This is a genomic window from Clostridium thermosuccinogenes, from assembly GCF_002896855.1.
GTDB classification, from domain to species: domain Bacteria; phylum Bacillota; class Clostridia; order Acetivibrionales; family DSM-5807; genus Pseudoclostridium; species Pseudoclostridium thermosuccinogenes.
Genome location: NZ_CP021850.1, coordinates 2,337,655 through 2,359,993 on the forward strand (window position 1 = coordinate 2,337,655; position 22,339 = coordinate 2,359,993).

The 22,339-nt window shown below is 41.8% G+C and carries 19 protein-coding genes; 2 read left to right on the plus strand and 17 right to left on the minus strand.

Translation table 11 applies throughout. The annotated features are described in order from the left end of the window. The first annotated feature begins 191 nt into the window (after nt 1-191). On the plus strand, nt 192-1,430 hold the full coding sequence (locus CDO33_RS10240) for a transposase (RefSeq protein ID WP_103083335.1): 1,239 nt from the start codon (nt 192-194) through the stop codon (nt 1,428-1,430). 258 nt (nt 1,431-1,688) lie between these two features. Then, a complete protein-coding gene (locus CDO33_RS10245; RefSeq protein WP_338053258.1) occupies nt 1,689-2,996 on the plus strand; it encodes an amidohydrolase in 1,308 nt (435 codons plus the stop codon). Nucleotides 2,997-3,526: 530 nt separating this feature from the next. On the opposite strand, the gene tnpA is transcribed toward CDO33_RS10245, so the two are convergent. The 17 genes from tnpA to CDO33_RS10340 all read right to left on the minus strand — a co-directional run bounded on the left by tnpA (nt 3,527) and on the right by CDO33_RS10340 (nt 22,335). Further along, entirely contained in the window at nt 3,527-3,982 is a 456-nt protein-coding gene (gene tnpA, locus CDO33_RS10255; RefSeq protein WP_103083351.1) for an IS200/IS605 family transposase, read from the minus strand. 196 nt (nt 3,983-4,178) lie between these two features. Then, nucleotides 4,179-5,246, minus strand: coding sequence for a dihydrodipicolinate synthase family protein (locus CDO33_RS10260; protein WP_103082632.1), 1,068 nt, complete (start codon nt 5,244-5,246; stop codon nt 4,179-4,181). Then, nucleotides 5,246-6,262, minus strand: coding sequence for an NAD-dependent epimerase/dehydratase family protein (locus tag CDO33_RS10265; protein WP_103082631.1), 1,017 nt, complete (start codon nt 6,260-6,262; stop codon nt 5,246-5,248). The genes CDO33_RS10260 and CDO33_RS10265 overlap by 1 nt, the downstream gene beginning before the upstream one ends. Before the next feature lie 55 nt (nt 6,263-6,317). Continuing rightward, entirely contained in the window at nt 6,318-6,941 is a 624-nt protein-coding gene (locus CDO33_RS10270) for a TetR/AcrR family transcriptional regulator (RefSeq protein WP_103082630.1), read from the minus strand. Between the two features lie 89 nt (nt 6,942-7,030). Continuing rightward, nucleotides 7,031-7,888, minus strand: a complete 858-nt coding sequence (locus CDO33_RS10275; RefSeq protein WP_103082629.1) for a carbohydrate ABC transporter permease — start codon at nt 7,886-7,888, stop codon at nt 7,031-7,033. A gap of 16 nt (nt 7,889-7,904) precedes the next feature. Beyond that, the gene (locus CDO33_RS10280) at nt 7,905-8,834 is read right to left on the minus strand and encodes an ABC transporter permease (RefSeq protein WP_202849531.1); all 930 of its coding nucleotides are present in this window, start codon (nt 8,832-8,834) and stop codon (nt 7,905-7,907) included. Nucleotides 8,835-9,089: 255 nt separating this feature from the next. Beyond that, nucleotides 9,090-10,739, minus strand: a complete 1,650-nt coding sequence (locus tag CDO33_RS10285; RefSeq protein WP_202849530.1) for an extracellular solute-binding protein — start codon at nt 10,737-10,739, stop codon at nt 9,090-9,092. A gap of 122 nt (nt 10,740-10,861) precedes the next feature. Then, nucleotides 10,862-11,857 (minus strand): hydroxyacid dehydrogenase, encoded by a 996-nt coding sequence (locus tag CDO33_RS10290; protein WP_103082628.1) that lies wholly within the window; start codon nt 11,855-11,857, stop codon nt 10,862-10,864. Between the two features lie 231 nt (nt 11,858-12,088). Then, nucleotides 12,089-13,675 carry an NAD(P)/FAD-dependent oxidoreductase gene (locus CDO33_RS10295; protein ID WP_103082627.1) on the minus strand — a complete coding sequence of 529 codons (1,587 nt, stop codon included), beginning with the start codon at nt 13,673-13,675 and terminating at the stop codon, nt 12,089-12,091. A gap of 221 nt (nt 13,676-13,896) precedes the next feature. Next, the gene (locus tag CDO33_RS10300) at nt 13,897-15,132 is read right to left on the minus strand and encodes a CdaR family protein (protein WP_103082626.1); all 1,236 of its coding nucleotides are present in this window, start codon (nt 15,130-15,132) and stop codon (nt 13,897-13,899) included. Further along, nucleotides 15,125-16,006, minus strand: a complete 882-nt coding sequence (gene cdaA, locus CDO33_RS10305) for a diadenylate cyclase CdaA (protein WP_242973337.1) — start codon at nt 16,004-16,006, stop codon at nt 15,125-15,127. Before cdaA ends, CDO33_RS10300 begins: the two co-directional genes overlap by 8 nt. Nucleotides 16,007-16,796: 790 nt before the next feature. After that, on the minus strand, nt 16,797-16,982 hold the full coding sequence (locus tag CDO33_RS10315) for a type II toxin-antitoxin system antitoxin (RefSeq protein ID WP_103082624.1): 186 nt from the start codon (nt 16,980-16,982) through the stop codon (nt 16,797-16,799). A gap of 35 nt (nt 16,983-17,017) precedes the next feature. After that, complete coding sequence (locus CDO33_RS10320; RefSeq protein ID WP_422678811.1) at nt 17,018-18,058, minus strand: SPFH domain-containing protein; 1,041 nt, start codon at nt 18,056-18,058, stop codon at nt 17,018-17,020. A gap of 371 nt (nt 18,059-18,429) precedes the next feature. Continuing rightward, complete coding sequence (locus CDO33_RS10325; RefSeq protein ID WP_103082623.1) at nt 18,430-19,338, minus strand: CPBP family intramembrane glutamic endopeptidase; 909 nt, start codon at nt 19,336-19,338, stop codon at nt 18,430-18,432. A 117-nt stretch (nt 19,339-19,455) separates the two neighbouring features. After that, on the minus strand, nt 19,456-20,013 hold the full coding sequence (locus CDO33_RS10330) for a signal peptidase II (RefSeq protein WP_103082622.1): 558 nt from the start codon (nt 20,011-20,013) through the stop codon (nt 19,456-19,458). Nucleotides 20,014-20,292: 279 nt separating this feature from the next. After that, on the minus strand, nt 20,293-20,928 hold the full coding sequence (locus CDO33_RS10335; protein WP_103082621.1) for an ABC transporter ATP-binding protein: 636 nt from the start codon (nt 20,926-20,928) through the stop codon (nt 20,293-20,295). A gap of 12 nt (nt 20,929-20,940) precedes the next feature. Further along, nucleotides 20,941-22,335, minus strand: a complete 1,395-nt coding sequence (locus CDO33_RS10340) for an ABC transporter permease (protein ID WP_103082620.1) — start codon at nt 22,333-22,335, stop codon at nt 20,941-20,943. Nucleotides 22,336-22,339 lie beyond the last annotated feature (4 nt).

The window sequence follows — 22,339 nt, forward strand, 5'->3', positions numbered from 1 at the left end:
TATTCCGTAGATTCAGTATTAATCGGTACCCATCCTAAATTATATATAGTACTTACGCAAAAGTAACATAAACAAGTCATATCAGCACTTTGAAAACAGAATATAGCTTAAAAGGTTGTTGCATTGAGGTTTCCATATATTACAGCTATTCACCAGTTTTCGAATTATGCTATTCTTTTGGCAGGGGTTCCATGAGGTCTACCAAAAATTGCATTTCCGACATAACCGTTGCCAAGCACGGCATTCACGATATTATTACTGAACTGGTGAGAAAGTTCAATTTGGATAAGTTTTTGTTCCCTGAGAAGTATACACTGGTCTTCGTTGCAGCATGTATGGGTATAATCCTGTTTAATAATCCTACAGCAACATATATTGCGCAGAAGCTGTACTGGGTATCCCATGATGCCATAACAAGGCTGCTGCCGTTGCTTTCTATTAATAACACAAATATCATGATCCTGTTCATCCAGGCAATACAGTCACAAACGGCTGGTCTTGGATATTTGATCATCGATGATGTGATTATCAGGAAGCCTTTCGGCAAGAGCATTTTCCCGACATCTTATGTATACGATCACACAAATAATCGGTATGTCTGGGGAATGCACATTGTAGTCCTTCTATGGTCTAATGGTTGGATTAAAATCCCCGTGGCGTTTCGGATATGGAAACCGGAAGAAAAGTGTGAAGAATATCATACCAAGGTTGAACTAGCCATACGTATGATATCCTTCGCCCACAAATTTGGTTTGGCTGCCGAATACGTCACATTCGACACCTGGTATTCCTGTAAAGAGCTCCTGCAAAAGCTCTCAGAGTGCGGTTACCACTATGTCTGCATGATAAAGAATAACCGCAAAGTGCTGTACAACAACAGGGTTAACTTTAACGTTAAGACCATAAGCCTGCTGTTTAGCAAGAAACAGTACAGGTACTACCCCGGTACAGGCTTCTACATCAAGGCTTTATCGGTAATCTTACCTGGTGTGGGTAACACCATGATGGCAATAGTCAAAAACGGCTATAACGCATCTATCCAAAACACCAGATTTATCATTACTGACTTGCCCGGTGTAGCTGCTCAAGACATCCTCAAGAAATACCTTTGCCGTTGGGACATTGAAGTATTCTTCAGAGACATCAAGCAGTTTCTGAACTTTGAAAAAGTTCAAGTCCGGTCTATTAGAAAACTTGAGGGTCACTTCTCCTTGGTGTTCATAACTTCTGTATTCGTGCAGATTTTGCAGATACAGAATAATTTGAATACCATGGGTGAAACCATCAGCTTCCTGCAGGACATTGTCCAGGTTAAAGTCAACGGTATTGTGTACATTATTAATGTAACATCCAAAGACCGGACAGGTAAAGAGGTAAATACTGTCTCAAATCCTCTCGCAACAACCATTTGGGACAAATTAAGTGCGTGAAATCTTTATTTTTCAAGGATCATTTTGTTTTGCGTAAGTACTGTTATATAATTAGCATGATTTGCTGTATAAAAATACATTATAACTTTACAATAAAATGAGGCAAATCACAAGAGGGTTTTAAGGATTTTTACACATTCTCCCAGAAATAGATTAAAGCTGCCACACAATTTTATCTTTTTTTTATGGATATGTCTGATTCCCTCTAGTATAATATAAGTAACCATTTATATACACACAAAGAAAGAAGGTATGGCATTGGATGAACTGAAAAAAACCGTCTGTGCTGCAATTGATGCTAATCGTGAAAAGATAATACAAATTGGCGAAGAAATTTATAAACATCCTGAATTAGGTTACCAGGAACACAAAACATCGGATTTTATATCCCTATTGTTTACAGAGTTGGGATTAAAGAACATCTCCCGGCATGCCATCACAGGAGTCAGAGGACTTATATCAGGAAGAAGCCATGAAATATGCCTTGCTGTGATGGGAGAGCTGGACGCAGTCATCTGCCCGTCTCACCCCTTTGCCGACCCTGCCAGCGGAGCAGCCCATGCTTGTGGTCATAACGCCCAGCTGGCTTCCATGATAGGCTGTGCCATAGGGCTCACGGAGTCGGGAGCTATGGAACAGCTGGATGGTGATATCTGCTGCTTCGCCACTCCAGCAGAGGAATATGTCCAGATAGAATACCGTAAGCAGCTCATGGACCAGGGCAAGATCTCCTACCTCGGTGGAAAACAGCAGCTAATTGCTTCCGGAGCTTTTGATGATATCGATCTTGCCATGATGGTGCACAGTGAAACCAACGCTCCTGCTCCAAGGGTGGTGGTAAACGGCAGCGCTATGGGCTTCATAGGCAAAGCTGTTCGTTTCATAGGCAAGGAAGCCCATGCCGGAGGAGCTCCCCACGAAGGCATCAATGCTCTCAACGCAGCTTCCATTGCCATAATGTGCATAAATGCCCAGAGGGAAACTTTTCGGGACAAGGACAGCGTGCGGGTACATCCCATAATCACCAAGGGCGGTGACCTGGTCAATACGGTTCCGGCCGATGTGCGCATGGAAAGCTATGTGCGCGCCAATACCATCGAAGCGATGCAGGATGCCAATGAAAAAGTCAACCGGGCGATCCGTGGGGCTTCCTATGCCATCGGAACGACAGTGGAAATAGATGATATGGCCGGATATCTCCCCCTGCACCAAAATGAAGCGATGAGCAGCCTTTTTGCTCAAAATGCCGCAGAGCTTTTGGGAAACGAAGCAGTACAATCCGGCTTGCCTTTCCCCGGCTCCACCGATGTCGGTGATCTCAGCTATATTATGCCCGTCATCCAGCCTACTGTCAGCGGCTTCTGTGGTGCCGCCCACAGCAGGGATTTTTGCATCAAAGACAGAGAACTGGCTTATATTGTCCCGGCAAAGCTGATGGCTCTCACTGCCATAGACCTTTTAAGGGATGGTGCTCGTCATGCTGTGTCCATCCGGGATAACTTCCCCAGAAAGAGCGTAGAGCAGTACAAGGCTTTGTGGAATGATATTTTAGAAAATGGAAGATGATAGAGATAAATCAACTCATCATGCAAGTATTTTCGATAGCTGAGTTCCGAGTTAAAGAGCTGGAATCGATAGCAAAGAGTAAATTCAAAATAAAATTAAGGTAGTTATCGATATAACTTGCTAATTTTCAATTAGCGAATTACAAGCTTGATAAAAGATTAAGCAATTCCCTGTGTCAGGTGAATTGCCTTGTTCTCCCCTGTGCTAACTTGATGTCGCATCTTGAAAAATAGAAATCAAGGAAATGCGACTTACCATTTTAGCCAGCGTTGGACTATACGCAATCTTGAAACTTTAGATTAAGCTGTATATACCTCTTAAACATTCCACAACGCTATCTTAAATTAGTTAGCACAACAGGTTAATTTAACTATATGAAACTAATCATAACCACCCGTCCAACGGGTGGTTTGCTCTACCCCTATAAGGGGATGTTACCGGCCAGCGCCTAAAGACGCTGGCTTTCACTTTGTTCAAGCCACTATGCCCTTAACTCGTCGCCGCCCCTTAAGGGACGTTTGTACTACCAGCTACCCCTTGAAGGGGTCCTCATATTCTTTTACACTTAATTTATCTAACATAATGTCGTGTTTCTCTTGCTCTTGTATATATTTTCTAATTGTTGCTTCATTTAATCCTACTGTACTAACATAATATCCTTCTGCCCAAAAGTGACGATTTCCGAATTTATATTTAAGATTTGCGTGCTTGTCAAATATCATGAGTGCACTTTTCCCTTTCAAATATCCCATAAAACTTGATACACTTATTTTGGGAGGTATACTTACTAGCATATGTATATGATCTGGCATGAGATGTCCCTCTATTATTTCTACTCCCTTATAGCTGCATAGCTGTTTTATGATATCTCTTATACTTTCCCTGTATTGATTATAAATTATTTTTCGTCTATACTTAGGTGTAAAGACGATGTGATATTTGCACATCCATTTTGTGTGTGACATATCGTTGCTTTTGTTAGCCATGAAATCACCTTTCCTCTCGTTATGATAGTAGCCTGAACAACTCTATTATAACGGAAAGGTGATTTTTTGTATAACAATCGTTTCCGCACCCGCATAGCGGGTGGTTTTTTGTTTCGCATGGCTCATTTCTCTGCAGAGAAATTCGCTTCATGCTCAACAGGCTAAAGCCCATAAAAAAGAAGGGCAATGGATTACATCAGTAATCGCCATTGCCCTTTTCTGCCTCAAGAAATTCCTTTACAAATTCATCATCGTTCAACTCAGGATACATCTCATATACCCGGTCAATCTCTTCCGCCTGCCCCGGGGATAAGCCTTCGTCTTCATTTAAAGTCCATATTCCTTCCATCAAGCCCTGCCTGCGCAGCACTTCATGAATTCCTGTAATGCATCCTTTAAACCCATTGGCCGTATCAAAAAACGCACTGTTGGCATCGGTCACCCTGGCAGCCAGGGTTAATAATTCTGCAGGGATATAATCCTGTTCTGCTGCTTTTTTTATTGCATCAAACATCCTGACCACAGTGCCGGTCCATACCGCCCAATGTCCAAGAAGCCCTCCAGCGAAGCGTTTGGTATAAACCTTTCCGTCCTTCTCAAAAACAAATTTCGTTAACAGGTCGATGACTATATTATCATCATTGCCGGTATATAAAGCAATTTTATCCGCCCTGCTGCTCAAAGCCACCGCTCTTACCACGTCCAAAGTCAGATAACGGTTGAAAGGTGCGGTTTTAATGGCCACCACATTATCAATTTCGCAAATTGACTGCCAGTACTGGTAGGAAAATACCCGACCTCCCACCGAAGGCTGCAAATAAAAACCTATAACCGGCATCTTAGCGGCTACTGCCCTGGTGCGTTCCACCATCTCCTGCTCGGATAGATGCGAAAGACCTCCCGGGCTTAGCAGTACGGCATCATAACCCAATTCTTTTGCTATGGTGGCTTCTTCAATTGCCTGAGATACCGGACCGCATGCTCCTGCGACCAAAATTATGACTTTTCCCGTTTCCTTTTCAAACCTCCTGGCTTCTTGGGCAGCAATGTTTAGAACCTTTTCAAAATATCGAGTCTCGGGCTCACGGATCTCAAATTGGGTGGTATGCACAGCTACTGCAAGGCCACCTGCACCGGCACGGAGATAATAACGCACAAGCCTTCTCTGCCCTGCTTCATTAAGGTTCCTGTTGCTGTCCAAAACCAATGGAACCGCAGGAATCACCGTACCTTGATAAAGCTTGTCTAATGCTTCTTTCCTCATCAGTAATTTCCCTTTCTTTCTTCAAAATGAGTGGGAAGGTTAAGGGTTCTACCTCCGTCCAGAATCCATTCGGCCTGCCAACGGATCATCTGGTTTAAGGTAACCGATGGATAGCCGAACCATTCGAAACATTTGGCGGCATTGCTGATGTAGGCCTTGCTGCCTTCCTCACCTTCAAATACAGGCGTCTTGCCCAGGTATTTCCCCAACTGCTCCGCCGCATAACGCACTGAAATCGTTTCCGGCCCTGTTACATTCAATATCTGGGCTGGAGAATCCACTCGCAGAAGGGAACGGATGGCAATCTCATTGGCATAGCCTTGCCATACGCAGTTAAAGTTGGGTGTTTCAAGATTTACCGGCTTATCCGCCAGAATTTTGGATGCTATGTCATAAAGGACTCCGTATCTTAAATCTATTGCATAATTCAGCCTGTAGAACAGAACTTTGCTCTCATATTTCCTGGCAGCAAACTCAAAAATGCGTTCCCTTGCCAGAGAGCTCATGCAGTATTCCCCTATCGGCGCCGGCTTTACATCTTCGGTACAGCCGCCGGACGTAATGGGAACCTGTGGGTATATGTTTCCTGTTGAAAACACTACGATATTTGATTTTTTGAACCTACGGCAAACAAGAGTGGGCAATGATGCATTCATGGACCATGTTTCGCATTCGTTTCCATTTGTGCCGAACTTTTTGCCGGCCATGAAAATGATATTTTCCGCATCCGGTATCGATTCCAAGGCTCCCTCTTCCATTAGATCGGAAGCTATGATATCTACGCCGCATGCTTCAAGGCGCGAAACCACATCTTTATTGGAAAAACGGGATACTGCGAAAATCCGTTTATCAATTCCTGCCGCATTGCAGGCATTCTTGGCCAGTATTGCAAGAGTAGGCCCCATTTTACCGCCTGCACCTAAAATAAATATGTCACCTTTTATTTTTTTTATATCTTCGATTAAGCCTTGAGATGGCGTTGTCAATAGATTCTCCAGTTTTTCCTCTGTCCACATTCCGATTCTCCTTTTATATTACTGTTGATAAAATGGTATTTCTTGCTGTGTCTGTTCAATTGCACATATAAGCTGTCATGATGTCAATGGTGTGCTGTTTTCTGATCTTGAGCAGGTTCTCATCGGCCAGGTTCTGTGCAAACAGCTTTGAAAGGGTGTATCTGTTTGAAAAATTGGCAAAGCAAACCACAATCAGAGAAATGACCGCCTGTTCTTCATCAATGGTTGGCTTGAAAATTCCCGCCTGCTTTCCTTTGCGTATTTCCTCCTTGATGAATTTGATGGTAGGGCGTTCCACCTCGGAAGACGGCATTTCATTGAGATAAGCAGCTTTATTCAAGTTTTCCCACATCAGGATGCTGACAAAGTTAGGGTTGTTTTGCAGAAAGTCAAAATACATGGATATTATGTTGCGGATCAAATCCACGCCTGTAACTTTTTGCTCCAATATCTCATATTCCGCAATCTCCAATCTCTTGTATACATTGAACAGCACTTTTTTGTATAGGGTCTCCTTGTTTACGAAATACTCGTAAATCATGCGTTTGTTTATGTTCGCCTGCTTTGCGATTTCATCAATTCTTGCACCGTAAAAACCTTTTGCTGCAAATTGCTCCTCCGCAGCGTTAAGAATATCCTGTTTTGACTTTTCCGAATTTTTTTCTCTTTTAAACTCCATATTAACAATCCCCTCATCATGTAACTTTTTGGTTACATGATACTATTTTTTGTTAATCTTGTCAACCTATATAAAAATCTATAACGCAACTATCCTTTTATAGAACCGATCATGACACCTTTGACAAAGTATTTCTGAGCAAAAGGATATACCAGTAAAACAGGTATCATGGTTATGAAAATAGTCGCATTTTTAACCGCCTCCGATGTTATTTTGCTATTGGCTACCGTTGACGAAATGTTTGACGAGTCATCCAGAAGCATATCTTTCAGGATCAACTGCAGCGGATATTTCTTTGAGTCGTTCAAGTAAATCAAGGGTAGGAAATAGCTGTTCCAGTGCCCCATGAAGTAAAACAAACCGATAGATGCAAGAGATGCTTTGGACAGTGGCAAGAATATCTGAAACAATACACGGTATTCCGATGCACCGTCCAGCACCGCCGACTCATACAAGCTGATGGGCAGCGTGCGGTAAAAGCTAATCAAAATCAAAAGCTCCATTGTCCAGATGGCATTGGGCAGCACCAGCGACCACATGGTATTTATCAGCTTTAGGCTCTTTACTACGAGGTAGGTTGGAATAGTTCCCCCGGAAAAGAACATGGTGAATATTATAAGTTTCATTATAATAGTCCTTCCTATCAGCTGGCTTTTGGAAAGCGGATATGCCATTATGGCGGTCATCAGTATGTTTATCATCGTGCCTACGGTAGTATACAAAATAGTATTGCCATATGCCCTCGGCACCTGACTGCTTTTAAATATATGCTTATACGCATCCAGGCTGAAGCCTTTTGGCAAAACGCCAACCTTCCCCTGCACTATATAGGAGGCACTGCTGAAGGAAACCGCAACTACATGCAGGATAGGATATAATACGGCGATTAGCACTAATCCCATAAGAATATATATGATTATGTCAAAAAGACCAAACTTTTCTTCCATTATTATCTATTCCCCCTTACCATAGGCTCTCATTGGTCACCTTTCGGCTGATGCGGTTGGTTACAAAAAGCACGATGCCACACACCACCGATTCAAACATACCCACTGCCGAAGCATACCCATAATCATGATTGGTAAAAGCCATTCTGTACAGGTAAGTGGAAAACACATCCGCCACCTCATACGTGAGAGGATTGTACAGCAGCAGTATTTTGTCCGCTCCTACACGGAAAATGTTAGCGGTGTTTAAAATGAACATGGTCACAATTGTGGGCATTATCGAAGGCAATGTAATATGCCATATCATTTTGATGCGGCTGCAGCCGTCAATTCGTGCGGCCTCATACAACGATATGTCAACACCGGATAATGCAGCCAGATATATAATTGCTCCTGAGCCCATGCCTGCCCAGATGCCCGATGCAATATATACGGTACGGAACCATCTCGGGTCCTGCATGAAGTAAATGGAATCCATGCCTAAAAGGTTTAAAATCTTATTAATCAAGCCACCGCCTGGGGATAATATATCGATGGTCATGCTGCATATGATGACCAGGGATAAAAATGTAGGAAGGTAACTCACCGTCTGAACAAGTTTTTTGTAAGTTCTATGGCGCACTTCATTGAGCAGCAGTGCAAACAGTATAGTTATGGGAAATGACCATAGAAGGTTATATGCTCCCAGCAGCAAAGTGTTTCTTAAAAGTATCCTAAAATCGCTGTTGGAAAAAAATCTTATGAAATTGTCCAATCCTACCCACGGGCTTGCTGCTACCCCTTTAAAAGGGCTATACTTTTTAAAGGCAATGACCAGACCATACATGGGGCCGTAACGAAATATTATATAAAATATCAGCCCTGGCATCAACAGTACGATTAGTTGCCGGTCTCTTTTCAATTTTTTCAACAAGCTGATTTTTTGGGTATTCGCATTAGTTTTCATAGCCATTACCTCTTTTCCATAAATCATTCTGCCCATATTTAAAATCTTCGCTTAACCACGGCATGTGTACAGGCTTGCAATAATTACTGTGATATAAAAACCATGCTCCTGCCGGTTTTATGCGATCCTTTGCCATTGGCGATATTTTATGTTCTTTACCTATTTACTTTGTTAAAGGCTGTTTTATCCTTTGTAAAAGTTGATGTTGGCTTTCAGAGCAGGCCTCAAGGCCTGCTCTGAGCCTTGATGGTATGGTTATTTCACTTCAGCGTCATATCTCGCCTGGGCATCGTTTAAAATCTTCAATACGTCGGCCACTTTCAAGCTTGATTCCTTTGCCTTCCATTCATTCCACTGAGCTTCGCCGTAACCTTTGTCCGTTACATACTTGGCGGCGAACTCTTCCACTGCTTTGCTGATGGCTGTAAAAGCATCGGCATATGCGGTCATTTCGCTGTCTGTGAGTTTCAATTCAGGGTCATTGGGAAGGTATCCGGTTTCTTTGTTAGCAATATCCTGAGCCTCCTGCTCCCTTTCGGAGTAGTTGTAATAAACGCTTCTATGGTCAGGCCGTACATACATGCCTTCTACCCACATACCGAACGTCTTTTCCAGCAGGGCTATGTCAACCAACGGCTCATCCTTTAATGAAGGATATACCGGTTTACCGTTGGAATCCCACTCAAAGGTCTCTCCTTCAATACCAATAGTGAACAGCTCGCTGCCGGAAGGGCTGCTCATGTAATCCAGAAGCTTTAATGCTACCAGCTCGTTTTTTCCCTTTGCAACTGAAGGACCCCAGTTTTCAATCTTGGGCAGAGTAAACTGCTTGCCTGTTCCTATCGGTTTTCCAAACCTTAAGTCATACTCGGGATTGCTATCCTTTACCTGCGCTGTGAACAGCTCCAGTCTTCCAATCCAGTCCCATGTAACGAAGGCCTTGTCGGTAGTCATCTTTGCAGACCATGAATCCTGAGTGTCGGTTAAGAATTCCGGATCCAGCAGACCTTCATTATACAATTTCTTCATGAAATCCAACATATCTTTGAACTTGGCATCCGTTCCTGCAAATTTCCAGGTGCCATCACTTTCGTCATAGTAGAATGGATACCGGTTGTCACTGATGTCCCATGATTTTGCCAGTTTTGAGAATATGCTGGCGCCGTTTTTGGAAGCGAATGGATATGAATCGGGATATGCTTCTTTTATCTTCTTCAATGCATTATAGAAACTTTCATTATCTGTCCATGGTTCTATACCCAACTTTTTGAATACATCGGCGCGATATAAAAGACCATGGTTAACATCCCTTGCCAATTGATAAATCGGCCACTTGTACAGTTTACCGTTGTCGTCGGACCAAGAATACAAGATCCAGCTGTTTTCGGGATTATCAACATAGAGAGTTTTAAAGTTGGGCAGTTCATCAAGATAATCATTGATGGCAGCGAATGCTCCGTCAAGGGCATATTTGTTCGTATCTGCCAGTGAAAGACCGTTGATGATGTCGGGAAGATCGCCACTGCCCATCGTAACGTTTAATTTCTCTGCATAGCTCTGAAGTGGAACCGGCTGAAGGTTCAGTTTGATTCCTGTACGCTTGGATATTTCCTGGGGTATCGCCAGGGAGTTCAAATCCTCAACCGCCGACGGCACCATCCATGTGATAGTTACTTCCTTATCCACCAGCGGCAGGGTCAATCCCCCTGTATCGCCATAATCATTTTTGGCTCCTGTGGTGGTAGAGTCGGTTGAAGAGTTTTGTGAGGATGTCGAATCCGATGGTGTTGTTGTTGAGTCTGATGAGCCTTTTTTGTCGCTCCCACAGGCTGTAATTGCCAGGGATACGGCTAACGAACATGCCAGCGTGACAGCCAGCGGTTTGAACCTCTTTCTCATTTTCATAATGACACCTCCATGAATTTTTAGCATTATAAGCTTATTTAAAGGCTTTTAAATGAAAGCCATAAGTAACCATTTAGTTATATCTGGAGCAAAAAAATGCAATGTCATTCATCTGTCAGTATTTACTTTGTCATATGGGCTGCTTGGTTTCTGGTGATTTCCAGCTTAAGAGGATTTCCTGAGTAAAAATTTTCGATATCTTTCAATAGTCCTTCGGTAACAAATTTTCTCCGGTCAATTGTCGGCCCTGCCATATGAGGCATAAGCAGAGTGTTAGGAGCACTCCTTAACTTGCTGCCCATGGGCAACGGCTCTTCCTCATATACATCCAACACTGCCTTGAAACGGCCGGTGTGCAATTCCTGCGCCAAGGCTTCCTCATCTACTACACTTCCTCTGGCTGTATTTACGAACAAAGAACCTTCGGGAATCATTTGCAGCAATCTCCGGTCTATCATGTGGTAGGTTTTAGGCGTTGCTGCGCTGTGAATGGAAATAATTTTGCATTCAGAAAATATTTCGTCCAGGGTGGCTCTTTCAACTCCCCATCGCAGGGCATCTTGTTCGCTTAGATGACTGGAATATACCTTGATTTTTACATCAAAAGCCTTGAGCATGGGCACGAGATATTGTGCGATGGCTCCAAATCCCACCAGACCTACTGTCTGGTCCAAAAGCCCCTCGTTCCACCAGCTGCCGTCATGCCACCCCTTGCTCCGCAGCATTTCAGAGTACTTGGGGATATCACGAAGGGCAACCAACATGTATGCGATAACACCTTCAGCCACAGAACGGGCATAGATTTCATTACCGCTTATGACCCGCACGCCTTTATCATATAGAGCTTCGGAAACCAGCGGGGCTACGGTTCCGCCTGTATGAGCAACAAGCTTTAAGCTTTGAGCTTTTTCCAGGACGTACTCATCCAATTTGGCATTACCCCATCCGGTTATACATACGTCGATTCCTTCCAATCTTTCTCTTAGCTCTTCCGGAGTAAAATTTCTCTCCATTTCATTCCAAACGACCTCACCTATCTGTTCCAGCTTCGTTGCAATATCAGGTGGGAAAAAAGTATCGCGGATATGTCCTTTTGCGTTGGCAACCAAGATTTTCATAAGTTTACCTCGTATTATACCCGAATCAATAAATTATATAAGTAACTGTATAGTTATATGATAACAACACATGTTTCTTTTGTCAATCGTTTTTTAACTAAATTTATACTCCAAATTTTTATCATCTATTATTCACGCTTTATTCTTATTTTTATCTTTTTTACATTAGATTTTTATCTTGCTTATGTCTTACTTTTACTTTGTTTCATTTTATTTTTCTATTAAACAGGCTCAAGGCTGCCTGTAGGTTTTTATGATCTGTTCCGCCACTCTTATGCCATCCACCGATGCACTCACTATACCCCCGGCATAGCCTGCACCTTCCCCTGAAGGATAGAGTCCTTTTATACCGATAGCTTCCAGGGTATCCCCCCTTGTGATCCTTACCGGGGATGATGTCCTGGTTTCCACACCGGTCAGCAATGCGTCCTTCATTCCAAAACCCTTCAATTTCCTGTCGAAATAGCTTATCGACTCCTTCATGGGATTTGTGACAAAGGAAGGAAGGCACAGATTTATATCCGACATCTTGGTTTTGCCCGTATAACTGGGCCTTACTGAGCCCAACCTTGTGGTGGCTTGTCCCAGAATGAAATCCTCCAACCTCTGGACAGGAGCCGAATTATTGCTTCCACCTACCTTATAGGCAAGCCTCTCCCAGTTTCTTTGAAAAGCCACTCCGGCAAGAGGATGACTGCTTCCAAAATCCTGCGGCTCTACAGATACAACAAGAGCACTGTTGGCATTTTCCTTATCCCGGGCAAACTCGCTCATACCGTTGGTGACTATGGATTCCATTTCCGAAGCGGATGCGACGACCACACCTCCCGGGCACATGCAAAAGGTATATACGGTCCTGTCCCCTGTTCTGTAAAACAATTGGTAGTCAGCCGGACCTAATTTAGCATGGCCTGCAGCTTTTCCAAACTGGGCGTGGTTTATTATCTCCTGGGGGTGTTCTATTCTGACACCTATTGAGAAGGGTTTGGGTTTGAATTCCACACCGCAGTTCAACAAAGCCTCATAGGTATCCCTTGCGCTATGGCCGATAGCCAGAATGACCACATCCGCCGGTATTTCTTCGCCATCATTCACAACGATGCCTACAAGCTTACCATCTCTTATTTTCAAGGAAGTTAATTTGGTATTAAACCTCACCTCTCCCCCGGCGTCAATTATGCGGTTTCTAAGGTCTGCCACCACATTTTTCAGCACATCGGTTCCTATATGGGGCTTGGATTTATATAGGATTTCGTCGTGGGCGCCGGATTTGTGGAATTCTTCCAGAACCTTCTCACACCTGCGGTCGTTTATTCTGGTGGTCAGCTTGCCATCGGAAAAGGTCCCTGCTCCTCCCTCACCAAACTGCACATTGGTCTCCACATCAAGCTCCCCGGTTTCCCAATAGCGATGGACAATCTCTGTGCGCCTGTCAACCCTTTCGCCGCGTTCTATCACCAGCGGCCGGTATCCGTTTTGGGCGAGGGTAAGGGCAGCAAACATCCCTGCAGGTCCCAAGCCCACCACCACCGGTCTATTATTTAAAGGCAGCTCTCCCGGGACAAGCGGTTCATCTTTTGCATCCTCAACTATCCGAACGTCCCCATCCCCGTGCATAACCGCCTTTCCTTCGATTTCTACCAGCAAGGAATAAACCAGGCTTATGTCGGGTTTTCTCCTGGCATCCACAGATTCCTTAGCTATCTTAAAATTTTTTATATCCTTTACGCTTATTTTAAGCTTTTTAGCCGCAATTCTTTTTATATCCTCAATATCGTCGTCCAATGACACCCTGATGTTGTTTATAATATACTTCATCCTTTTCCTCCGCTTGCTATAAAATATGAAAGGAGGATGCTCAATCCCCCTCACAAATTATATTATATCGCTAAATTAAAGTACTACTACTTGCACATGAAAATAACAACTAATAAAATGAAATTCATATTTTCATGCCAATCACTTCAATATCTGAAAAGCATAAGTTGCTTCGTCTTATGCTTTCTCTTGCAAACTTTGAAGTAGGGACACCGTCTGGTCTATTGCTGTTCCTGTAGCTGCAGATCTTCTTCCTCTACCTTTTTCTTTACCAGGAGTTCAACCTCATATCTGCCTAATATGTCCACATTGCCGCTATAGTCGAACATGAGCGGCATGCTGTGGGTTCCTTCCTCCAACCCTATGACATTCACATATGGTTTCAGAGTCAAGGCATTGACTTTTTCCAAATCTTTCTGCAAGCCTTTTACAACCACAGCAACTTCTTCTGTCTGTATGGCATATTCCGATGAGGCATCCATATTCTTAATTGTAATCATGTTTTTGCCCAGCCTTATGGTCTTTTCCTTCAATGCTTCTACAGTCACACTTGCCGTAATCTTTTGGTCGGGATCTACCAGCTTGACTCCTTCCGGCAGGACAAGAGGCGCTGTAATATCGGTATTTTCAGTAATTCCGCTTAAATTGAAAGGCTCAGTCTTTAAGCTCGTTATTTTATCAAGTACGTCGCCAGGTCCGGTTATCAGCACTTTTGTGGGACTGTACTTTGATATTCCACCGACATAGCCGTCAGGAATGCTTCCGGTTTTTTCGGCAACCACCGGCACTTCCTTGGCAATTTCCACCAATACTTCTACTTCATATTTATTGCTGTGTTGAGGTATTTCCTTTCCATTCTTGTCATATACCTTGCATTTTTTTATATCGGAAATGCTTTCGTTCAGGTTGTCTAGATTTATGTCAACCTTTACGCTTTCCACCTGATTGACAACTGACTCCAAATCCCTTATTACTATTCTATCTTGATTTATTTTTATGCCTGCGACCTTGTATCCGGGCTTTAGCTCTCCCTTAGTCTCTCCAATCTCGACTTTGAAAGACCGGGAAATTATCTTTTCCAGGCTTACTCTAACGCTGGTTGGCCAATACTGTAGAACTTTAACGCCCTGAACCTTGCCCGTATATTCGGGTGTGGGGATTTTTATGGTGTTATCGTCCACCGAATCAATTTGGGAAAAATCCAGTACAGCTTGAAAATCGCTTTCGCTTACCTGGGTGAGTTTATCTTTCTTTCCCCTTACCCTGACCTGAATAGTTTTGGGAAAATTCCTGTTTTTCAGCTCTATGTTTTTTTCATGCAAATCATCTTCATTTATCACGTTCAGATTTATAGTATAATCCATCGTATTAACCGGATTTACCGCAAGCCAAAGACCTATAGCGAATAATACCGATACAATCTTCATGATCGTATCATTTTTTAACCACTCATTCATTTTTCTTCACCTTCCACAAAGTCAGTTTCCTGCTTGCAGCTTTCTTTTCAAGAAGATTCTTGTTTAAGGCTTTTCTTAACATATCCGGCGTAAGGTTTCTGGTCAAACCTCCATTCAGTGCAAAGGAGATTTTACCTGTTTCCTCCGAAACAACAACAGCTATGGAATCCGATACTTCCGTAATTCCAAGGGCAGCTCTGTGCCTTGTGCCCAGCTCCTTGCTCAAATTGGGATTGTCCGTAAGCGGAAGGAAACATCCTGCAGCCTGTAGCTTGTTGTTCCTGATAACCACAGCCCCGTCATGCAAAGGGGTATTGGGGGTGAAAATATTCAAAAGCAGTTCAGCTGTAATATAAGAATCCAGCTGGGTTCCAGTCTTTATTACCTCACCTAATTTAGTATCCCTTTCTATGACGATCAGCGCACCGGTGAAAGTTTTAGACATTTCGGTGGCGGCTTTTACTATCTCCTCTATCGCAGCAGTAATCTGTACCAGGCTGCTTTCTTCCTCAAAATTGAACAGATTGCTGAATCTGCTTCGCCCAATCTGCTCCAGTCCCCTTCTCAGTTCAGGCTGGAACACTACCAGGATGGCAATTGCCAGTATTGATATTGTATTGTTCAAAATATATGAAATGGTCCTAAGCTCAAGAAGCTTGCTGATCTCCGCAGCTATCAATATGAAGATAACCCCCTTGACCAGCTGCCAGGCTCTCGTTTCCTTCGCCAGCATCACAATCTTGTAGAACACATATGCCACAATTCCAATATCAACAAAAGCCCTAATTACATCGATAGGGTTGTTAAATCCGATATAGGCTGAAATATAATCTATTAAATTTTGAAAATTCAGAGTAGTTTCCAAATCTGCCAAAACCTCACGTCCTTGCAGTTGCAGCCGTATTTTTACAGCTCGGCATTATTAACTTTTTATATCAATTTATATATCTGTGCTTTATTGAATACCGCAGAATAAACAACATTACAAAAATTATATCCTCTTTTTCCATTCTGTAAAAGGTGTTTCAATAGATTTTAATCAAAATTTAATATCTTACATTCGTTCCAATTAAAGGTACTATTTTTTTCTATTTATCGCTATTTATATCCCATCGTATTTCATCCGATGCATTTATTTTAATTTAATTATCGACATAATTTATTTATAAAAATAGATAAAAGCATAAATTTTATGGACAGTTTTTCCTTTAAATCCATTTGAGAAAATTATTTCCCGAAAAAGAGTGAAATCCCAACAGTTCCGATGGACGTTAAGAAAAAAATCACTGCAATAATAAACGCGACCAACCTTGAAAATTTTTTATTCACCATACACATCCCATCCTGTTATCATAATAAATCATGCAGTAAGGCAGCAAGCCTTAACATACTGCTATTAGGCAATTTAATTATTATAAAACTTATTATAAATATAAATTACCAAATATCAAATATATGGGCAGAAAATTTTTATGCTTAAGAGGATTTTCATTTTTCATATTGAATATTTTTTTAATATCGATTATTATTAGTAGTAACAGGTAAAGTACTCATCTAAGAGATAATGCTTTTCCTATCTAAAAAACACTAGTATGGAACGATTCTCCCCTGTTGCATACTAGTGTTTTTCATTTATTTAGAATATATATCCCTGAAAATCAACTTTAAACATCTTTATCCGTATTATCGATGTTCTTTTTTTTGCGTTGCTTCACACACTCTGTCAACAGGTACTCTATCTGTCCATTTAGAGAGCGGAACTCATCCTCCGACCAAGCCACCAATTCTTTCCAAAGGGATGATGACAGCCTGAGCAGAATCTGTTTTTTCTCATTATTCTTGTTTTCCATGCATCATCACCCCACCCTTCTTATTCATTAATATATTAATATATTGAACCGCTGTTGACAACCGGCTGGGCATCCCTGTTCCCACAAAGAACAACAAGGAGATTGCTTACCATGGCTGCCTTGCGTTCTTCGTCAAGATGTACGATATCATTTTCATTAAGCTTTGAAAGAGCCATTTCCACCATTCCTACAGCACCCTCAACTATCATCTGCCTTGCGTCAATAATTGCCGAAGCCTGCTGTCTCTGCAGCATAGCAGCTGCTATTTCAGGAGCATAAGCCAGATGAGTGATCCTTGCCTCCAATATCTCAAGCCCTGCAATTTCGACCTTTGACTGAATTTCTTCCCTCAGTCTTTCCGCAATCTCCCTGCTGCTGCCCCTCAAGGATTTTTCATTGTCATCGCCGGTGGAATCATAAGGATATTGGCTCACAATATTTCTAAGGGACGAGTCGCATTGGATGGACAGGTATTCCGTATAATTATCCACATTGAAGACAGCCTTTGCCGTATTGACTACTCTCCATATAACTACTATTCCGATTATGATCGGATTCCCCAGCTGATCATTTATCTTTTGCTTCTCATTGTTGAGAGTCATTACTTTCAAGGATATTTTTTTATTGAGTTTACCCACAGCAGCAGCTCTTTCTGCAGCATTTTTATCCTGATTCAAATCTACAGCAGCAGTAAATGCTGCAGTGGTGGCAGCTGGCATTGTAGGGTTTATTGCGGTGGCAAAAGGATTGACAAAGTAAAAGCCTTCGCCTTTCAACGTTCCGTAATACTTTCCGAAAAGGGTCAATACAAGTGCTTCCTTCGGCTTTAATATTTTCAAACCACCGAAAAGTATAGGTCCTGCGATGAAAAGATACAAAGAAGATACTGTTATCAGCATAACACCCAGGATACTGCTTGTATCCCTACCTGCAAAAATACATCCGAAGATAAATCCTACCAGAGATGCGATCATAAGCGCAATGTTCAACAGAAGAATTACCATGCCATTTGCCGCTTTCACCTGGATTTCCTCATACTGCATTTCTTTTTCATTAGTTTTAAGCGTATTAGCCATTACTAAACCCCCCTTTTAGTTGGATTATGTATGATATCATTTTGATATATTTTTATATTATAATAATATATAAAGGATTTCAAGTAAAATTATGAAAATTCTATGTTCAGATATTCTCCTTAAAGAAAAAGATTTCTTGATAGCCAATTTATATCATTGTTTTGCACTAAAGCATTGCCTGTATCTTTCGTGCCTGTAAAACAAAGCAAAGTCACCTCGTTACAAATGACTATAACCGGCAATAAAGCAATGGTGATGAGCTTTAAACAACATTTTACGCACAGGAAACGCTAATTGAGAAACTCCAACGGTAGCAAGGCATGAAACTAAAAAAGCGGGATAGCTTAGCTATCCCGCTGCTGAGTTTTCGTTTAGTCTACTGATGTGAAAATGGAATCAGTCCTTTTTTTATCATTTCTACGCATCATTAATAGAGCTAATGTTATTACCAGACCATAACCAATTATAGCAGGTAACGAAGCTTCAATACCAAACGCGCCACCATTCAGGAGTCTGGACTCAGAAGTTAATTGATAAGAAAATATTGCTGATGATGACTCTGCACTTATCTCTAATATTCCACCAATAATAATAAAATTCCATATGCCATGTACCATGGCACTTGCCCATATTGAGTTGCTTTGTATTGCTATCAGTGAGAACATAATCCCCACGGCAGTTCCGGCAATTACAAGAATGAGAATGTCAGCTATTTTCGGACTATCCATATTTAAAATGTGTAACATTCCAAACAAAACCGAAGGAATGACAACCGCAACTGCTTTTCCCCATCGGATTTCCAATACATGCATTATCAGCCCTCGAAACACCAATTCTTCTGTTATTCCGGCAGCCAGACATGAACTGAAAATAGCACGCAGAACAATCATAATATTTCTTGATGCTTCATAATTAGATGAAGAAAAATTGCCAGGGGTCAGAAAAATAAAAAATGCTGACACAATAAGGGGAAGCACAAAAGAGCAAATAATCCAAATAATGATATTTTGGGGTTTACATATACGAAACTCCTGCAAAGGCAGTTTCAATACCCTGCTGATATACAAATACACAAGCAATGACAGTATAACGATTTCTAGCACTGGCCTGATTATTATTACTAAAGCAGAAACCTCTAATTTTGTTATTCCGTAAAACAAATCGACGGGCAGTGATGCCAATATACTCCCCACTATGAGTATGACAACCCCTATCACTGCATGAAATATTGATTTTAATCCATATTTGTCGTGCTGAAGATCTAATAAATTTTTCATCATTTACAAATTCCTCCCAGCTGCATTATTACTTCGAAAGCAAATTACTTCTTTTGCACATCACCCCTGGATATGGAATCGAAATTAAAACCTGCGGTTTTGTGAGACGAAAACTTAATATTATTCTCTGGCTGACGAAAGCATACACTTCCTTATCCATAGTAGTATACTGGTTTGCCTGCGTTCTTCCTTACTCAGTTTTGAATACTTCTTCAGGTAATAATTAACGCAAAAAATGAGTGCAGAAATTACACCGACATTTAAATACACATCTTTCAAATCAAAAGTAAACCAATCGAACAAGCGTAAGAAATCCAAGCTTCCGCCCCAAAACACTACATCAACAAAGGAACACATTATACCTGCAGTTAAAAATACCACCATTCCATTTAAGAACTTCCTTCCTTGAGTCCATAGATATGAGAGATAATGATAATATAAAAAAACTATTGCTAAAGAAAAAATCTGAGCTGCTATCATAAACCATACAGGCGTTTTATATTCAATTATGCTGGCTATCCAATTTAAATATGTATTCAGTACAGGCCGAAAGCGCAAAATATCTGGTATCAAAACCATATCAGCATTCACAAAATAATGCGCAATTGCAAGCTTGCTAACCTGATCTATTGCAACTAACACAGCTAAAATAAGGGGACAAGCAAGAGACTTTTTCATGATACCTCCTGGAAGCAAGCAATATTAATGTCTACAAATACTTGCCAGTATTTGCTATAATTAAAATCATTATATCATCATATCATAAGAAAATCATCAATCAAATATGCGTATATAAATTTGTCAGACCTCCGCTGGCACACTCGAGGCCGCGGACACAGCAATTAAAAACGGCAGCTGTTTCCGAAGCTGCCGCTTGATAGTTTTCCATCAATATGATCATCAGTTCAAATCTCACTGATGTTTCATATACTTGCAGTAATTACGACCTATTAAAAGCTATAATTTGCAGATTTGAATATTGCCACGATTCAACCTGTAAATCACATCGGCTTGTTTTGCAAGCTCTTGACTGTGCGTTACGACAATCACACACTTATTTAACTCATGGGCACTTTCTACAAGCAATTTGGTAATTTCTCCCGCTGTTTCTTCATCCAGGTTGCCGGTTGGCTCATCTGCAAGCAGGAGAGAGGCATCGGATGCCAGGGCACGGGCAATAGCTACGCGCTGCTGCTGGCCGCCCGAGAGTTTCTGTACATTGCGCCTTGCCTCCTCCTTTGACAGCCCAACTTTCTCCAATATGGGTAAGGGAGGCAATTTAGAAGTTAGGCTGACGTTTTCGGCAGGAGTAAGATAATCAATCAAGTTATAGCTTTGAAAAATAAAAGCAACATTGTTACGTCGGTGAGCGGAAAGGCCGTTTTCACCTATGCTTTTTCCATCCAGCTTGATTTCACCTTTTGTCGGCTCATCCAATCCTCCGATTAGGGATAGCAATGTCGTCTTACCACAGCCGGAAGGGCCGAGTATAGCATATATTTTGCGCGGTTCAAAAACCGCATTTATACCTTTCAGGACAGGTTTGTCTTTCTCATAAGCGTAATGGACTCCTACCAGTTCCAGTTTCTTCATTATATTTTCCTCCTAACTCATTTTTGAAAGTATTTCTTTTGGTTTTAGCCGAATGACGGTGTGGGATGCGATTAAGACAGCGGCAAGAATCAACAGAGTTCCTATCCCACAGACCCATATCATGTATTCTGGCATAATTTTAATTTCAATTTCCTTTACCAGTTCGGCAGAAGATGCGCCGGACAACCTGTCAAAATATTCTGAATAATCGCCTTCAACAAGCTCAGAGCTATCAAAATTCTGCAGATTGGATGCATCTACAACTTGTCTCATAATGAAATTACCGGCTACATCGGCAGTCATGTGGCTTAAGGGGTAAGAAAAGCCGAAAGCTATAAGTGCTATTATGAGGCATTCCAATACGAATTGACCAATAATATTTTCTTTTCTCACACCGATGGACATCAATATCTCGGTTTCTTTTACTCTGCCGCGTATCCAAATGGTCAGCAGCAGTGCCAAAATAGCCAAACTGACAACCGTTATGATGATAATCAAGGTACGAACCAAGCTCTGCAAGGATTCCAACGGATTGGCAATGGTTTCATACTCCTCACTGTCAATACTAAGGATAAAAGTCTTACCCTTTATCAACGGGTGTTCGGCTATTCGGTTATAAACATTTCGAATATCCACAGGGTCTTCAACATAAATGTCCAGAGAGGAGTATCCCGAATACTCTTCACCGTAAGAATCTTCGGACGCTTTTGCGTCAACGATGCACTGATTGCCGGGCCTTGAGGCTACGGTTAAAGCGTTTTCGCCTGTTCCTTCCGTGCCGGAGAAAATACCAACAATCTCCCGCTCAACAATTTTATCCGTGTAATCGATATATAGCTGCAATTTGTCACCCACTGATAAATTGTTGTAATCTGCCAGCTCCTTTGAAATCATTATGACATTGCGGTCTGTTTCCACAATGTGCCTACCTGCCACCAGTTTAAGTTTACCACTGGTAAATCCGCTGTATTTCTCTGAAAACATCGTCTTAGTCATAGCAGAATTAGCACCGTATTTGGTTGGTCCCATATTGATAACAGCCGGCAAATACTTAAAATTGACAGCAGCTGCAAAGATACCGGGGCTGCTGACAGAGTTATAACCCACTACGCCAGGTATCTCCCGTATTGCTGCAAGAATTTCGTCCGTAATAGGGTCACCTACATACTCCTTGTCATATCCCCATTGACTCTGTCTGGTAACTAAATTTTTTTCACTCATATCAACTGCCAAGTTAATTTGCCCGCCAACAGATGTGCGTATATTTTTAGCGGCTTCATTGGCGGAGCTTTCGATAGCGACGCCTGTCAATACAAATGTCGCAACGGCTGTCAGCACCAAAAACAATATTAGACTTCTAAGCTTTTGCCGCCAGCAATAAAGAAACGCTCTTTGTATAAAACCCATTTGT

Excerpts from the sequence above, each read along its gene's own strand:
- CDO33_RS10240 (WP_103083335.1), top strand. The coding sequence starts at position 192 with ATGAGGTCTACCAAAAATTGCATTTCCGACATAACCGTTGCCAAGCAC.
- tnpA (WP_103083351.1), bottom strand. The coding sequence starts at position 3,982 with ATGGCTAACAAAAGCAACGATATGTCACACACAAAATGGATGTGCAAA.
- CDO33_RS10260 (WP_103082632.1), bottom strand. The coding sequence starts at position 5,246 with ATGAGGAAAGAAGCATTAGACAAGCTTTATCAAGGTACGGTGATTCCT.
- CDO33_RS10265 (WP_103082631.1), bottom strand. The coding sequence starts at position 6,262 with ATGTGGACAGAGGAAAAACTGGAGAATCTATTGACAACGCCATCTCAA.
- CDO33_RS10270 (WP_103082630.1), bottom strand. The coding sequence starts at position 6,941 with ATGGAGTTTAAAAGAGAAAAAAATTCGGAAAAGTCAAAACAGGATATT.
- CDO33_RS10275 (WP_103082629.1), bottom strand. The coding sequence starts at position 7,888 with ATGGAAGAAAAGTTTGGTCTTTTTGACATAATCATATATATTCTTATG.
- CDO33_RS10280 (WP_202849531.1), bottom strand. The coding sequence starts at position 8,834 with ATGAAAACTAATGCGAATACCCAAAAAATCAGCTTGTTGAAAAAATTG.
- CDO33_RS10285 (WP_202849530.1), bottom strand. The coding sequence starts at position 10,739 with ATGAAAATGAGAAAGAGGTTCAAACCGCTGGCTGTCACGCTGGCATGT.
- CDO33_RS10290 (WP_103082628.1), bottom strand. The coding sequence starts at position 11,857 with ATGAAAATCTTGGTTGCCAACGCAAAAGGACATATCCGCGATACTTTT.
- CDO33_RS10295 (WP_103082627.1), bottom strand. The coding sequence starts at position 13,675 with ATGAAGTATATTATAAACAACATCAGGGTGTCATTGGACGACGATATT.
- CDO33_RS10300 (WP_103082626.1), bottom strand. The coding sequence starts at position 15,132 with ATGAATGAGTGGTTAAAAAATGATACGATCATGAAGATTGTATCGGTA.
- CDO33_RS10315 (WP_103082624.1), bottom strand. The coding sequence starts at position 16,982 with ATGGAAAACAAGAATAATGAGAAAAAACAGATTCTGCTCAGGCTGTCA.
- CDO33_RS10320 (WP_422678811.1), bottom strand. The coding sequence starts at position 18,058 with ATGGCTAATACGCTTAAAACTAATGAAAAAGAAATGCAGTATGAGGAA.
- CDO33_RS10325 (WP_103082623.1), bottom strand. The coding sequence starts at position 19,338 with ATGATGAAAAATTTATTAGATCTTCAGCACGACAAATATGGATTAAAA.
- CDO33_RS10330 (WP_103082622.1), bottom strand. The coding sequence starts at position 20,013 with ATGAAAAAGTCTCTTGCTTGTCCCCTTATTTTAGCTGTGTTAGTTGCA.
- CDO33_RS10335 (WP_103082621.1), bottom strand. The coding sequence starts at position 20,928 with ATGAAGAAACTGGAACTGGTAGGAGTCCATTACGCTTATGAGAAAGAC.
- CDO33_RS10340 (WP_103082620.1), bottom strand. The coding sequence starts at position 22,335 with ATGGGTTTTATACAAAGAGCGTTTCTTTATTGCTGGCGGCAAAAGCTT.